A 15343-nucleotide genomic window follows, 5' to 3' on the forward strand; every position below is an offset into this window, starting at 1 on the left:
ATGTTTAATGTATCATAAATGGCGCTGGCGGATTAGCCTTTGACCGCACCAATTATAATTCCTTTTACAAAAAATCTCTGGAAGATCGGATATACCAGCAGAATAGGTGCGACTACGATAATGGTTACGGTCATGCGGATGGAGGTAGAGGTCTGCTTGGTCGCCAGAGTAGCCATGGCCGTTGAGCCGGCATTCTGCAGATTGACCATGGTCGACAAGGAACTCGCCTGGTTGATGTAGTTATACAGTATGAACTGTAAGCTGTAGAGCTTACTATCCGTTACCAGCAAAAGCGTATCCTGAAAGGAGTTCCACTGGTTGACCGCCGAGAAAATGGCAACGGTTGCAAGGATCGGCTTGCTGATTGGCAGAATGACTTTATAGAAAATCGTAAAGATTCCTGCGCCGTCAATGCTGGCCGCCTGCTGGAGCTCCTTCGGTGTTGCCTCGACGAAGGTTTTGACCAGGATAATGAAGAAAGGAGCAACAACGGACGGAAGAATATAAGCCAGGAAGTTGTCCGTCAGATGCAGCGATCTCATGGTCAGATACCAAGGAATGATTCCGGCGTTGAAGAACATCGTGATAATGGTGAAGCGGTACCAGAACTTTTTGCCCCACATGTCCTCCTGCGCGAACATGAATCCAAGGAAGGCCGAGGCGCCGACGGTCAGGAGCGTACCGATTACGGTTCTGCCGAGGGAGATCATGAAGGCATTGCCCAGACCCGGGATTTTGAACACATCGATATAATTCTGGAAATGAATCCCCTTAGGCCAGAAAATGATTTCGCCCTTCGCACTGAGATCATTCGCGCTGATCGTATTGATAATGATTGAGTAGAACGGATAAACGCAGATGAAGGCGAACAGGGAGAAGAGGATATAGATAATAGTAGAGATGATTTTATCGGTAGCGCTGACCTGCATTTTGACCGTTTTTTTGGTGATGTCGATCTCACGGGTGTTTGGCGTAAGACTGGTCTGGTTGTCACTCATACAATGCCCTCTCCTCTCAGCATTTTGGACAGCCCGTTCACCGAAAAGAGAAGCACCACGCTGATCACACTCTTCAGCATACTGATCGCAACAGAGACGGAATAGCTGCCGCCGCCCATGGCGAGGTTATACACATATAGATCAAGAACCTGAATAGTGTCCTTGTTAAACGCATTCTGGAATACGAAATACTGCTCCAATCCGTTGTTCAGGAAGCTGGCAATCTGGAGCATCAGCAGGACGAAGTAGGTTGGCATCATGCTTGGCAATACGACATGGCGGATCACCTGCATCCGGGTAGCCCCGTCTACATAAGCCGCTTCATACAGCGATTCGTCGATGCCCATGATGGCTGCGATGTACAGAATGGCGGACCAGCCCAGTGTCTTCCAGGTAGCCCAAGCCCACATCGTCCACCAGACATGCTCGGAGCTCTGCAGGAACATGGTTGGAGAATCGGTCAGCCCGGTCATATGCAGGAAGCCGTTGACCATCCCTTCGCTGGAGAACATGGAGAAGGCGAGGGAGTACACAAGCACCCAACTGATGAAGTTCGGCAGCGTGGTGACCGTCTGGATGAATTTGCGGAAACGTACCGCCTTGATTTCGGTCAGGAAGATAGCGAAGATCATCGGGAGCCAGGAGAAAAGGATGCCCAGTCCGCTGATGCCGAAGGTATTCCAGATGACCTGCATTAACTGGTCGATCTTGACCTGATTCTCAACCAGGGAATGGAACCATTTGAAACCGACGAACTCGGAGGCGGACAACGGGATAGGCGGGGTGTAGTCAAAAAAGGCATATACCCATCCATAGAGCGGATAGTAGGCAAAGACAGCGAGTAAAAGCATAAAGGGAGAGATGTAAAGGAATTTCCGGAACGAATTGCTTCTCATGCTCTGGCTGCGCATTGTTTCACTCCTCATCATATTCTCTTTGTATGATTGCTTCCTGAAGCTAAGCCGGGGCAAGCAATCCCGGGCATTTGTCTGTCTGTCATCCCCCTTCTTCAGTAAGCAACTCCGGTTTTTGATAACGCTTTCATGTATGAAACTATAATAAGTTATCGTCTATCTTCCTACAATGACCGATCCTCACCAATTATTGATCTATTGTAAGGTGAAGGAGACGCGGACGAAAAGGGCATTTGCATGGGAGAGGCAAGAAAGAGAAGCAGGAAACACGAATGAAACCGGAGTTTATAGGAGTGGGAAGAAAGGAACACGGGAGGTTAGTGGGCGGATGAGCCGACTGAGGGGCATAAGTGCACCTGATTTCGTCAAATGCGGGCAGATGAGCTGAATGAGGGGCATTAATGCACCTGATTTCATCAAATGCGGGCGGATGAGCTGAATGAGGGGCATTAATGCACCTGAATTCGTCAAACGGACGGGTAGCAGCGCTTCTAGGGTCTGGCAGGCAGAGGCTGTACTTATTCAGAGCCTTGCTCCAGATTTCGTACAGGCCGCTCCCTCCAACCCCTCCGCCTCAGGCAGTGATGAAGCATTGCTTGCGGTATTCATTGGCACTGGTTCCCGTGTATTCTCTGAATTTCTTGTAGAACCAGTCGATTTCCGAATACCCCACAGCGTCTGCAATCTCATAGATCTTCATGTCGGTCGTTTCCAGCAGCAGCTTGGCCTTCTCCATCCGCTGGCGCAGGAGGTATTCGTTGAAGGACATATTCTCCTGCTGCTTGAACTTCTGTCCGAGATAGGCGCAATTGAAGTTCAAGGAGTCGGAGATCTGCTTGAGCGTAATATTACGATGGAGCTGCTCATCCACGTATTGCTTGATCGTACTGACAATTGGAGACGGGGAGGGCGGCTCTTTTTGTAGGGTGAACTCCGCATAATCCTGCTCCGCAGCAGCCGGTCTGCCGGCTGGAGCCAGTATCCGTCTAACCGCTTCCAGACTTCCGCCCAGCTCAGCCGGGTCCACCGGGTCCGTCAAGTAATCGCTTACATTATAAAGTAAAGCTTGCCGCGCCAGCCCGAAATCCCCGCTGCCTCCGAGCAGGATAATCGGAACGGAGCTTCCCTGTCTAATCTGCTCACAGACTCTCATGCCCGGCGCATGGGCGTCCCTGATGTTCAGAAGAACCAGTGATATCCCCTCGCTGCGGATCAGCCGCAGAATATCGGATGAATAATCAGCATGCGCATGAATGATAAAATTCTTAAGTTTGCTCCCTGCCATATAAGAAGCGATCTCCCGCACCAGACGGTTACGCTCTACACATAAGATTCTGTACAACATGATGACCCCGCTTTCAGAGAGAAGTTAAGCTTCCTTCATTCATTATGTGCAACAGAGCCAGGCGCTACAATGTGCAATTCTTGCACCAGGCTCCATTTGTTTACCTGATCGAAATCCGGTAGCCCGGTGGATAAGGACTTGCGGACCCGACCTATAATTTGACAGGTGAACACCTGAAGTTAGACGGGTTGCTGCCTGAAAATGTAAGCGCTAAACTTTCGAGGTAAGTCATTCATATTTGGGGGGACAGATCATGCGGGCAAAAAAAGTAATGTCAGTATTCATTAGTACGTTGTTATTAGCAGCCACGACGGCATGCGGCGGAGCGGGGAACGGCGGGAACGCCGGAGGGGGAGCATCAGCCCAGCCGGCGGCGGCTACGGAGGCTCCGGCCGCTGAGGCCACTGCGGAAGCTACAGCGACTGCGCAGCCTAGCAATGCTACACCGGACAAGGATTTCGATATGGGCGGCAGAACGATCAAGATTGTCTCCTGGTGGGATATGAAGATTCCCGAGGATAACCCGGACAATATCCAGCGCTCGAAGAATCTGAAGGAATTGATGGCCAAGCATAATTTCAAGGTTGAATATGTAGCGCTGGACTTCGGTGAATACCAGAAGAAGGTAGTGGCTTCACTGGTTGCCGGTGAACCGCTTGGCGATATTGTCAGAATGGGCAAGGGCTATATGATTCCGGTGCTGACGAAGCAGGATATGTTCTGGCCGGTTGACGAATACACCAAGAACGAGAATGCTTTCAATCAGCGGATGACTACGGAATTCTCGCAATATGAGGGCCGGGGCTATGGCTTCTCTGAGAATGCGGGTAACCTGATCAGCGGGATATTCTATAACCGCACTTTGATGAAGAAGCTGGGCATGAAGCCGCTCCAGGAATATGTGAACGAGGATAACTGGAACTGGGAGACCTTCACCCAAGTCGCCAAAGAAGCGAACAAGGATACAGATAACAACGGGAAACTTGATGTATGGGGCTTGGCCTCAGGCGGGTTCCTGGAAATGGCGATGGCCTCTAACGAGACCGATCTGACCATTGATGACAAGCAGAATCTCGATGATCCCAAGCTGCTGGAGGTATTCAAGTTCATCGCCAAGCTGGGTGCCGAGAAGGTAGCCCGGCCGACTGAAGGCGGGGACTGGCAGGAACCGGCGCAGTTCTTCCGCCAGGGGAACACGCTGATGTATGCAGGAGCAGATTATGAGGCGAACGGCTTCAAGACGGATATGAAGGATTATGATATCGGCTTTGTTCCTTTTCCAAAAGGGCCTAATGCTACCGAATACCACAGTGTGGAATCCAATGTCCAGTTCCTGACCATCCCGAAGAAAGCCGAGAATCCGGACCAGCTGCTCTATATCTGGGAGAAGATCAACGATATCGAGTCGATCTATGATTATCCGAAGCAGGCTTCGCTGGAGAGCACGTATGACAACGAGGACGATATCAACAACGCCAAGCTGGTCGAAGGCGGCATGCTGTTAACGAACCATAACACCTTCTCGACTATGCCGTACTACGAGATGGTAGATGAGCTAAAGAAGGGAACTTCAGCTTCGACTGTCATTCAGAAGTACAAGGCGAAGGTTCAGGCATCTGTAGACGCGGTCTACAAAAAATAAACGGATATCCGCATGGAACAACAGTCCCCCGCGGACTGTTGTTCCCATTCTTGCGGCATTTTATATGATCCATCGCTTAAGGGGAGGAGTACGATTGAATATTCGAATCAGGAACATAGCAGTTATATTGGTTGTTGTCCTGCTGGCCGGGACGATCTGGATATTTAATTCCCCGGGGCAGCCTGTGCATTCCGACTCTCCTGCAGTAGGCAAGTTCACGGCAGCCGCACAGGATGCCGAAGAAGGCGGCTATGAAGCCTATCTGAGGCAACACGTGGATGCCCCGCGCCCTGACCGGGAGATCCGCATCGAAGGGGAGAGCTATTCCCCAGGCAGCGGAGATGCCTTCGAGGTGAAGCAGCAATTCGAGGGGCTTGACGGAACAGCAGTCATTACCCCGGAATCGGGAACCATCTCCTGGGAGGTGCCGGTTCCGGAATCCGGGCTGTATAACATCCGGGTTCATTATTATCCGGTGGAAGGCAAAAGCTCGTCGATTGAGCGTTCCTTATCGATCAACCGCGAGGTACCGTTCAAGGGAGCGGATACCTTGCTCTTCGACCGGGTCTGGGGGAACCGTGAAGAGGTCATTAAGCAGGATGACCGCGGCAACGATTTGCGCCCCAGACAGGTGGAGCAGCCGGTGTGGCAGTCCACGGTCATAGCGGACAGTGAAGGCTTCTATGAGGAGCCCTATGCCTTCTACCTGGAGCAAGGGAACCAGACGCTGTCGCTGACCGCGCTCCGTGAGCCGATGGCCATTGATTATATTGAGCTGTTCCAGGACCGGACAGTGCAGTCTTACGCAGAGGCTAAGCAGCAGTATGAGACTAAGGGCCTTCAGCCGGTAAAAGAGCCTTATATCGAGGTCCAGGCCGAAGCGGCATCCGCCAAATCCTCGCCGACTCTATACCCGTTATCCGACCGCTCCAGCCCGGCAGTGGTTCCTTATGCAGTCTCGAACTTAAGGATCAACACCATCGGCGGGGTGAACTGGAAGCTTCCGGGGCAATGGATTGAATGGGAGATTGATGTCCCTGAAGAAGGTCTGTACCGGATAGCGCTCAAGGAGAAGCAGAATCAGCTTCGGGGTGTCTATGCCAACCGCAGCCTTACGATTGACGGTGAATATCCGTTCACTGAGATGAAGCAGATCCGCTTCAATTACTCTCCCGGCTGGCAGATGAATGTACTTGGCGGGGAAGAGCCTTACCTGTTCCATCTTACACCAGGGACGCACAAGCTGAGACTGACCGTGACCCTGGGCGATATTGCGCCGCTGGTCCGTACTATCCAGTCCAGTGTTCTGACCTTGAATGAAATGTACCGTAATATTCTGGCGATTACCTCCAATAACCCGGATAAGTTCCGCGACTATCAGCTGGAGAAGCGCATACCGCAGATGACCAAGGTATTCCGGGAGCAGGCGGAGATTATCCGCAGTGTCGGCGAATATCTGGAGCAGGCCACCGGAGAACGCAGCGATAAGGTATCCGTGCTGTACTCGATGGTTACCCAGCTGGAGGATATGGCTAAGCACCCGGACACGGTAGCTAAACGTCTGGTCTCCTTCAAGACAAATGTCGGCGGTCTGGGGACCTGGATTCTTAGTGTGCGGGAACAGCCGCTGACACTGGATTCGCTGGTGGTCTCGGCGCCGGATAAGCCCCTTCCGTCTGCACAGGCGACCTTCTTCCAGAAGCTGAAGCATGAGCTGAGAGCCTATGGTGCCTCGTATACCGAAGACTACGACAGTATCGGTAACGTGACGAAGAACCAGAAGGCGATTACGGTCTGGATATCGACAGGCCGGGATCAGGCTCAAGTGATGAAGAGCATGATTGATGATACCTTTACACCGGATTCGGGCATCTCTGTGGCGCTGCGGCTGGTGCCTCCGAACATTCTGCTGCCGGCAACCCTGGCGGGAGAAGGGCCGGACGTAGCCATGCAGATCGGTGAGGACCTTCCAGTGAACTATGCGATGCGCAAAGCATCGGCCGATCTGTCCCAGTTCGCTGACTTCAAAGAAGTGGCTGACCGCTTCCGGGACAGTGCGCTCACCCCTTATAAGTACAACGGAAGCGTCTACGGGCTGCCTGAGCAGCAGATTTTCCCGATGCTGTTCTACCGGAAGGATATTCTGCAGGAGCTTGGCCTGGAGCCGCCTACTACGTGGGAGGAAGTCTACAATGTGGTCTCTGTTCTGCAGAGACATAATCTGGAGTTCTATCTTCCGCTGGAGGATACACTGAACAACGCGACGCTGGTGCCCAATGCAGCCTTCACCATGCTGCTCTACCAGAACGGCGGGCAGCTCTACACGGATGACCAGAGGCGGAGCGCGCTGAACTCGGAGATCTCCATGAGTGAATTTAACAAGTGGACCCAGTTCTATACCAATTACAAGTTCCCGGTGAAGGTGGACTTTCCGAACCGCTTCCGTACAGGCGAGATCCCGATCGGGATTGCTGATTATACCATCTATAACAGCCTGACGGTAATGGCGCCGGAAATCCGCAATTTGTGGGAATTCACGGTGGTGCCGGGAACGAAGCAGGCGGACGGCACGGTGGACCATAGCGTGGCCAGCCATACAACCGGCGTCATGCTGCTGGAGAATGCCAAGGACAAGGATTCGTCCTGGGAATTCATGAAGTGGTGGACAGACAAGGACACCCAGGTCCAGTACGGCCGGGAAATGGAAGGGCTGATGGGAGCGGCGGCACGTTATCCGACCGCGAACATTGAAGCGCTGGAGGAGCTGCCGTGGCCGGTGAAGGATTACAAGGAGCTGGAGAGCCAGTGGCAATGGGTGAAGGGTAACCCTCAGGTTCCGGGCGGGTACTTCACAGGCCGGCATCTGGACAATGCGTTCCGCAAGGTGGTCAACGGGAAGGTGAATCCGCGTGAAGCCCTGTCGGATTATCTGATCTACATTAACGATGAAATTCAGATCAAACGGAAGGAATTCAAACTTCCGTATTAGGTTGGAGGCTGCAAGCTGATGGTACAAATACACAATACCACTGAACCAGCCTTGCAAGGGCTGGCTGGCGGTCCGATCAAGGAATCCCGCCTGGCGCAATTATGGAGAGATATCAAGAAGAGCAAGCATTATTATTTCATGATGAGTCCCTATATGATCATCTTCTTCCTGTTCACAGTGATCCCGGTGGTCGTCTCCTTCGGGCTGAGCTTCTTCTATTTCAATATGCTGGAGACGCCGAGATTCATAGGCTGGGAGAACTATTCCAGGCTGCTGCTGGGCGATGATGTGTTCATGATCGCACTGAAGAACACCTTTCTGTTCGCTGTCATCACAGGCCCGTTAAGCTATATCGCATGCTTCCTGTTCGCCTGGCTGATTAATGAGCTGTCGCCCTTTGTCCGGTCATTGATGACGCTGGTCTTCTATGCGCCTTCCATCTCGGGCAATGTGTTCTTCATCTGGCTGATCGTCTTCTCAGGGGACAGCTATGGTTATCTCAACGGCTTCCTGATGAAGATCGGGGTGCTGCTGGAGCCGATTATATGGCTGCAGAATGAGAAATACATTCTTCCCATCATCATTATTGTGCAGCTCTGGCTGAGTCTCGGCACAAGCTTCCTGGCCTTCATCGCCGGACTTCAGACCGTGGACCAGACGCTGTTCGAGGCGGGAGCGATGGACGGAATCAGGAACCGCTGGCAGGAGCTGTGGTTCATTACCCTGCCGTCCATGCGTCCGCAGCTGATGTTCGGCGCGGTCATGCAGATTACCGCTTCCTTCGCGGTGGCCGAGGTCTCTATTGCGCTTGCGGGCTTCCCGAGCGTCAACTATGCGGGACATACGGTGGTAACGCACTTGATGGATTACGGGACACTGCGCTTTGAGATGGGATACGCCTCTGCGATTGCTACCATTCTCTTCGCGATCATGCTCGGAACCAACATGATGACCCAGAAGCTGCTCCGAAAGGTGGGTGAATGACCCTGTATTCAAGAGTGATAGGGGCTCTTCGCCCTCAAAAAAGACTGAACCGTTCCTTTGCTGTCAGCTTTATGCTCTTCGGCCTGCTGCTGGGCTTCGGCGCATTCATGGTTCTTCCCCTGATCTACACGGTGAACAATGCCTTCAAGCCGCTGGATGAGCTGTTCATCTTCCCGCCGAGATTTCTGGTGCGGAACCCTACGCTGGAGAACTTCACCGATCTGATGGTGATCATGGGCAATTCCTGGGTGCCGTTCACCAGATATATTGCGAATACGCTGCTGATCACACTGGTAGGAACCGCAGGGCATATCCTGCTGGCGTCGGCAGCAGCGTATCCGCTGGCCAAGTTCAAATTTCCGGGTTCAAGCATTCTGTTCAAAATTGTAGTGCTGTCCCTGATGTTCTCGCCGCATGTTACGGCAATACCGAACTATCTGGTCATGTCGCAGCTGGGGTGGATCAACACCCAAGCGGCGATTATCGTGCCGTCACTGGCCTTTTCCCTAGGCTTGTTCCTGATGAAGCAGTTCATGGAGCAGATCCCGGATGCGCTGATTGAGGCGGCCAAAATCGACGGTGCGAACGAGTACCGCGTGTTCTGGCAAATCGTAATGCCGAATGTGAAGCCGGCCTGGCTGACGCTGATGATTCTGCAATTTCCGGCGCTGTGGGGCACAGATGGAGGCAGCTTCATCTACAGTGAGAACCTGAAGACGCTTCACTATGCGCTCAGCCAGGTGATCCAGGGCGGGATTGCACGTGCCGGGGTCGGAGCGGCAGTCGCGCTGCTGCTGATGACTGTGCCGATTCTGTTGTTCATTATTTCACAGAGCAGTGTCATCCAGACGATGGCCACATCCGGTATGAAAGAGTAGAGAGGAGGAACGGTGACAATGGTCGCAAGGATAAAGAAACTGAGAACCGGTCTGCTGGCCTTGTGCTGCCTGGTCAGTCTGGGGCTTGGCGGAGAGCTGGCCCTGGCAGAGAGCGCAGCCCCTTCCTACAATTATTCATACTGGGGGAATGCGGTGGCGGCTCCGTCCGCCTACGAGGCTACTACGCTCATCACGGGTGCCAGCTCCGGTGCGGGCCCCTTCAACAATCCGCAGGATATTCAGGTTACAGCAGATAAGCAGATCTATGTTCTGGATAGCGGCAATAACCGGTTTGTCATACTGGATCAGGACTACAAATCTGTCAAGACGGTAGATGCGTTCCAGTTCAAGGGGAAGGCGGAGAAGTTCAACAATCCGCAGGGCATCTATGTGACGCAGCAGAAGGAAGTGTATGTGGCAGATACGGGCAATAAGCGTATCGTCCATCTCGACAGCAGCTTCAAGGCGGTGGGGATCATTGAAGCCCCGAAGTCCGAGCTATTGCAGGCGAACTTTGAATTTCAGCCTGTCCGTGTTGCTGTAGACAAGGCGGACCGCATCTATGTGATGTCGGCCGGCGTTTTCGACGGCTTCATGGAATTCGGGGCGGATGGTGTGTTCAAATCATTCATTGGCGCGAACCGGGTGCATGTCGATGCGGTGGAGTATTTCTGGAAATCGATCTCCACCAAGGCGCAGCGCGAGCAGATGGTCATGTATACGCCAACCGAGTTCACGAATCTGGACATTAATGACGAAGGCTTTCTGTACGCTACCAACGGTGACGATTACGGGGACCCGATCAAGAAGCTGAACGCGCAGGGTGCGGATATTCTGCGGAGAGAGGGCTATTACAAGCCCAGCGGCGATCTGCTCTACTCCACGCGCTCAGGCGGTGCCCCGCGGCTCGTGGATATTGATGTGAGCGACAGTGAAATATACGCGGTGCTGGATGCCAGCCGGGGCCGGGTGTTCACGTACAACGGGGACGGCTATCTGCTGTACATTTTCGGCGGAATCGGTAACCGTCTGGGCGAATTCAACACTCCGGTTGCCATTGAGCACAGCGGTGACGATATTCTGGTGCTGGATCAGGCGCTGGGTGAAATCACGGTATTCCAGACTACAGAGTATGGAAGAACGCTGAACAGTGCCGTACGCAGCTACTATAACGGTGATGAGGAGATGGCCTCCCGGGAGTTCAGCAAGGTCGTTAACTTGAATGCGAATATGGAGTATGCCTATGCGGGCATAGGCAAGGCATTTCTGCGGCAAGGCGAGTACAAGGAGTCGGCGGAGTATTTCGAGCGCAGCATGGACCGGACCAACTATTCCAAAGCGTTCCTGCTCTACCGTAAGGAAGTGCTTCGCGGACATTTTTCCACCATTATGACGGGTCTGATCGCACTTGTAGCCCTATGGCTGGGCCTGAGAATGTTCCGGAAAATGAAGGCCAGAAAGAAGGTGGAGCTCCATTGAACAGAGAAGCGCTGCAACATCCGCTGTATGTGATGGTTCATCCGTTCAACGGATACTGGGACCTCAAATATGAACGCAGTCAAAAAACCAGTCTGATCCTCTCCTTCGGCATTCTGTTTATGCTGATTCTGACGAATGTGCTGGGCGAACAATACAGCGGGTTCCTGGTAAACCTGAATAATCCCCGGTATCTGAACAGCTTGCTGGAAGCGGTCTATGTGCTGGTTCCTGTTCTGTTCTGGTGTGTGGCCAACTGGTCGCTGACCACGCTGATGGATGGGGAAGGGAAGTTCGTGGAGATTTTTATTACCACCTGCTTCGCACTGCTTCCGATTGTGCTGATTAATTTCCCCTGGATCTGGATCAGTAATTTCATCTCGGCCCAGGAGAGCTCTTTTTATTACTTTTTCAAAAACTTTGCCATTCTCTGGTCGGGACTGCTGATGTATGTGGGCATTATGACCGTTCATCAGTTCTCCCCGTCCAAAACGATCGGGACGATTCTGCTGACGCTGCTCGCTATGGCCTTCATGGCTTTCCTGACCCTGCTGTTCTTCAGTCTGGTTCAGCAGATGATTGCATTCGTCTCGACCATATATCAAGAAATTGTCTTAAGGAGATAGGAGGAGGACCGGGAATGAGGAAGCCGTTAATCATGCTGCTCTCGATTCTCTTCAGTGTGAGTGTGCTGGCCGGCTGTTCGGCGTCAAGCTCAGACAGCCAGGCCAGCGGGCATGAACCGAATCTTGAAGTGTCCTTTACGGAAGGGAGCGCGCTGAAATCTGCCTTCACCGATTCTGGGGTGAGCGGGATGACAGGCGTACTTGAGAACGCGCAGCTCCGGCTGTTCATGGACGAAGCTACCGGAGGGATCGCCGTCAAGAATCTGTCAGACGGCACGGTCTGGTACAGCAATCCGCTGGACCGTGAAGCGGATGCCAAGGCCAGCGGGGATAATAAAGACCTGCTGTCCGCGCAGCTCAAGCTGGATTTCTATAACAACCTGGGTCAGGTCAGCTCTGTCAATTCATATACGGACAGCGTGGCCCATAAGCAAATGAAGATGGAACTGACGCCTGGGGGCGTCAAGGTCTTCTACCAGTTCGGAACGACGGCTGCAACAGCAGAGGACCTGCCGATGAAGATGGGCAAGGAGCGGTTCGAGGAGAAGATCATGAGCAAGATGGATAAGACCGGGCAACGGACGATGAAAATTGCCTATACCTTCGATGAGGAGAACGGAGTCTATACGCGAAACGATGAAGCGCTGAAGGGGCTTCAGCTGGAGCGGACGCTGAAGGGCTTCGAGAAGGCTGGATATACCGAGGAGGATCTGCAGCAGGATATCGCCGAGAACAACCTCAGCCAGACCAAGCCTGCGCCGCGTATTTTCCAGCTCGCCATTGAATATGCCCTGGACGGGGACCAGCTGGTCGTCAAGGTACCGGTAGCGGATATCCGTTATCCTGCGGATTATCCGGTGAATGACATCTCCCTGCTGAGCTTCCTGGGTGCCGGAGGGAGCAAGGATGCCGGGTCCATCCTGGTGCCGGACGGCTCAGGAGCGCTGATTCATTTCAATAACGGCAAGATCCGTTATCCCGCATATAAGCAGGCCGTGTATGGTGTGGACGGGACGATGGAGACCACGGATGCCTATGCGCAGCAGCAGGAGGTCAAGCTGCCGGTGTTCGGCCTGATCCGGGAGGAAGGCGCCATGCTGGGCATTATTGAACAAGGTGCTTCTCTGGCCACCATCAATGCGGATACCAGCGGCAGATTGAATGGATACAATTACGTGTATCCGAGCTTTACCCTGATTGCCAAGGGGGATCTTACCCTGACGTCAAGCGACCAGAACCGCACCCTGCCGAAATTCCAGCAGGAGCCGCCTAAGACAGATTACGTCGTCCGTTATGCATTCCTGAGCGGAGAGGAAGCTTCCTATCCGGGCATGGCGCGTTATTACCAGAGCTATCTGGCGGAGCATGGCGGACTGCCTGAGGCACAGCCGCCGGCTTCCGCAGACTCCCCGGTAAATACGCCGTTCTATCTGGAGCTGGTGGGCGGAATCACGAAGACCAAGCATGTCCTGGGTATTCCTTATCAATCGCTGGAGGCGCTGACCACCTTCGAGGAAGCGCAAAAGATTCTGGAGCAGATGAAGCAGCGCGGGATTGATAACATCAAGCTGAAGTATGCGGGCTGGTTCAACCGGGGCCTGGATCATAAGGTGCCGGACCAGCTGTCTGTGGATAAGGCAATCGGAGGCAGCAAAGGGCTGGAGCGGCTGACTGCCTACGCCAAGGAGCAAGGCATTCAGCTCTTCCCTGACGTCGCACTGCTGCGGGCGAACCAGACCTCAGGCTTCCGGATTAACCAGAAGGCTTCCCGGATGCTCAGTGAGATTCCGGCCGCCGTCTATCCGTATAATATGGCCTTGAACCGGCGGGACCGTTCCTTCACCCCTGCCTATATTATTTCGCCAAGCAGGATCGGCGGATATGTTGATGCCACGCTGAAGGAGATTGCGCCGTTTCAGACCGGCGGCATCTCCCTGAGGGATATGGCCGATCAATTGAACAGCGATTTCCGTAAAAATCAAGAGATTGACCGGTCAGCGTCCGAGCAGATATCGGTCCAGTCTCTGGAGAAGATCACCGGAGCGTCCATGCGCATTCTCGCGGACGGCGGGAATGCCTACGCCCTTCCGTATCTCTCTGACATTACGGATGCTCCGGTGTCCAGCAGCCGGTTCAAGCTGGAGGATGAGGAGATTCCGTTCTATCCGATGGTGGTGCGGGGATATGTGAATTACACCGGCAAGCCTTTTAACCTGTCCACGTTCACGAATCCAAGGCAATATATCCTGAAGAGCCTGGAGTATGGCTCCGGCCTCTATTATGAATGGATGCATGCGCCTAATTACAAGGTGAAGGATACCGACTTCGATAACCTGTATGCGGTCCATTATGAGCAGTGGATTAACCAGGCGGCTGATATGTATACCGAAGTGAACGGAGTGATGAAGAACGTTCAGAATCAGCGGCTGACCGGTCATGAGAAGCTGGCAGACGGTGTCTATAAAAGCACTTACGGTAACGGGATGTCTGTCATCGTCAACTACAATAAGACCGCAGTCCTTGCAGAGGGCCGGACGGTTGAGGCCGAAAGCTATATTACAGGTGGTGAGCAATCTTGAAATCCATACTTAGACTGGACCGCAGATCCTACAATGAGCAGAAGGCAATCATGGGTTTCTTCTATGTGCTGCCCTGGCTGCTGGGGTTCATCTTCTTCTTCCTGATTCCGTTGTTGTCTTCGCTGCGCTACAGCTTAAGCTCAGTGCAGGCCAACTCCGACGGACTGATTGTTCATTTCAGCGGCTTCCAGAATTATGTCGAAGCGCTGACGGTGAATACCGAATTCAACCGCTCGCTGGCCGATGCCATTATGAATATGGTCATCAATGTGCCGCTGATCGTGATCTTCAGCCTGTTTCTGGCCGTGCTGCTGAATCAGAAATTCATCGGCCGATCGCTGGCCCGCTCGATCTTCTTTCTGCCTGTCATTCTGGCCTCCGGGGTCATTCTAAGCCTGGAGAGCACCAGCCTGATTCAGGCGGTCAACGACCAGAATGCCGGTGCGGGAGCGATTCAGGGGCTGGGCACCTTCGAGCTGGAGGGGCTGATGTTGGACGCGGGCTTAAGCGAATGGGTCGTGAACTATCTGACCAGCGCCGTGAGCCGCATCTATAGTATCGTGAGCCAGTCCGGCGTACAGATTCTGATTTTCCTGGCCGGCATCCAGACCATCTCGCCGCAGCTGTATGAGGCGTCCAAGATGGAAGGGGCAACCGGCTATGAGGCCTTCTGGAAAATCACTTTTCCGATGGTCAGCCCGCTCATTCTGGTGAATTCCATCTATACGATTATTGATTCCTTCTCGAATAACGCCATGACGGATCTGATCCGGGAGACCGGCTTCACCCAGTTTAACTTCGGTCTAAGCTCTGCGATGGCCTGGCTGTATTTCGCCGCAGTGGCCTTAATTCTGGCTGTCAGCAGCTATCTGATCTCGAAGAAGGTCTTCTACTATGATTAAAGGGAGGATG

At 53.2% G+C, this 15343-nt stretch carries 11 protein-coding genes; 8 read left to right on the forward strand and 3 right to left on the reverse strand.

Annotation, left to right across the window (positions count from 1 at the left end; genetic code table 11):
• Positions 1 to 32: 32 nt before the first annotated feature.
• From NSS83_RS32380 to NSS83_RS32390, 3 genes are all read right to left on the reverse strand, one after another.
• Positions 33 to 998 carry a carbohydrate ABC transporter permease gene (locus NSS83_RS32380; RefSeq protein ID WP_081751123.1) on the reverse strand — a complete coding sequence of 322 codons (966 nt, stop codon included), beginning with the start codon at positions 996 to 998 and terminating at the stop codon, positions 33 to 35.
• Positions 995 to 1909, reverse strand: coding sequence for an ABC transporter permease subunit (locus NSS83_RS32385; protein WP_341347329.1), 915 nt, complete (start codon positions 1907 to 1909; stop codon positions 995 to 997). The genes NSS83_RS32380 and NSS83_RS32385 overlap by 4 nt, the downstream gene beginning before the upstream one ends.
• A 577-nt stretch (positions 1910 to 2486) precedes the next feature.
• A complete protein-coding gene (locus tag NSS83_RS32390) occupies positions 2487 to 3257 on the reverse strand; it encodes a helix-turn-helix domain-containing protein (RefSeq protein ID WP_341347330.1) in 771 nt (256 codons plus the stop codon).
• Positions 3258 to 3510: 253 nt separating this feature from the next.
• Between NSS83_RS32390 and NSS83_RS32395 the strand changes: the two genes are divergently transcribed.
• The 8 genes from NSS83_RS32395 to NSS83_RS32430 all read left to right on the forward strand — a co-directional run bounded on the left by NSS83_RS32395 (position 3511) and on the right by NSS83_RS32430 (position 15333).
• Positions 3511 to 4899 carry an extracellular solute-binding protein gene (locus tag NSS83_RS32395; RefSeq protein WP_341186564.1) on the forward strand — a complete coding sequence of 463 codons (1389 nt, stop codon included), beginning with the start codon at positions 3511 to 3513 and terminating at the stop codon, positions 4897 to 4899.
• 94 nt (positions 4900 to 4993) lie between these two features.
• Positions 4994 to 7888, forward strand: coding sequence for an extracellular solute-binding protein (locus NSS83_RS32400; protein WP_341347331.1), 2895 nt, complete (start codon positions 4994 to 4996; stop codon positions 7886 to 7888).
• Between the two features lie 18 nt (positions 7889 to 7906).
• Positions 7907 to 8872 (forward strand): sugar ABC transporter permease, encoded by a 966-nt coding sequence (locus NSS83_RS32405; protein ID WP_341347332.1) that lies wholly within the window; start codon positions 7907 to 7909, stop codon positions 8870 to 8872.
• Positions 8869 to 9750 carry a carbohydrate ABC transporter permease gene (locus tag NSS83_RS32410; protein WP_036724919.1) on the forward strand — a complete coding sequence of 294 codons (882 nt, stop codon included), beginning with the start codon at positions 8869 to 8871 and terminating at the stop codon, positions 9748 to 9750. Before NSS83_RS32405 ends, NSS83_RS32410 begins: the two co-directional genes overlap by 4 nt.
• A gap of 18 nt (positions 9751 to 9768) precedes the next feature.
• On the forward strand, positions 9769 to 11229 hold the full coding sequence (locus NSS83_RS32415) for a hypothetical protein (protein ID WP_341347333.1): 1461 nt from the start codon (positions 9769 to 9771) through the stop codon (positions 11227 to 11229).
• Positions 11226 to 11852 carry a YIP1 family protein gene (locus NSS83_RS32420; protein ID WP_341186561.1) on the forward strand — a complete coding sequence of 209 codons (627 nt, stop codon included), beginning with the start codon at positions 11226 to 11228 and terminating at the stop codon, positions 11850 to 11852. Before NSS83_RS32415 ends, NSS83_RS32420 begins: the two co-directional genes overlap by 4 nt.
• Positions 11853 to 11866: 14 nt before the next feature.
• The gene (locus NSS83_RS32425) at positions 11867 to 14431 is read left to right on the forward strand and encodes a DUF5696 domain-containing protein (protein ID WP_341186560.1); all 2565 of its coding nucleotides are present in this window, start codon (positions 11867 to 11869) and stop codon (positions 14429 to 14431) included.
• On the forward strand, positions 14428 to 15333 hold the full coding sequence (locus tag NSS83_RS32430; RefSeq protein ID WP_341020733.1) for a sugar ABC transporter permease: 906 nt from the start codon (positions 14428 to 14430) through the stop codon (positions 15331 to 15333). Before NSS83_RS32425 ends, NSS83_RS32430 begins: the two co-directional genes overlap by 4 nt.
• Positions 15334 to 15343 lie beyond the last annotated feature (10 nt).

Source organism: Paenibacillus sp. FSL H3-0469, assembly GCF_038051945.1.
GTDB lineage: Bacteria > Bacillota > Bacilli > Paenibacillales > Paenibacillaceae > Paenibacillus_AQ.

Coding starts and splice junctions, on each gene's coding strand:
- NSS83_RS32380 (WP_081751123.1), bottom strand. CDS start 998: ATGAGTGACAACCAGACCAGTCTTACGCCAAACACCCGTGAGATCGAC.
- NSS83_RS32385 (WP_341347329.1), bottom strand. CDS start 1,909: ATGCGCAGCCAGAGCATGAGAAGCAATTCGTTCCGGAAATTCCTTTAC.
- NSS83_RS32390 (WP_341347330.1), bottom strand. CDS start 3,257: ATGTTGTACAGAATCTTATGTGTAGAGCGTAACCGTCTGGTGCGGGAG.
- NSS83_RS32395 (WP_341186564.1), top strand. CDS start 3,511: ATGCGGGCAAAAAAAGTAATGTCAGTATTCATTAGTACGTTGTTATTA.
- NSS83_RS32405 (WP_341347332.1), top strand. CDS start 7,907: ATGGTACAAATACACAATACCACTGAACCAGCCTTGCAAGGGCTGGCT.
- NSS83_RS32410 (WP_036724919.1), top strand. CDS start 8,869: ATGACCCTGTATTCAAGAGTGATAGGGGCTCTTCGCCCTCAAAAAAGA.
- NSS83_RS32415 (WP_341347333.1), top strand. CDS start 9,769: ATGGTCGCAAGGATAAAGAAACTGAGAACCGGTCTGCTGGCCTTGTGC.
- NSS83_RS32425 (WP_341186560.1), top strand. CDS start 11,867: ATGAGGAAGCCGTTAATCATGCTGCTCTCGATTCTCTTCAGTGTGAGT.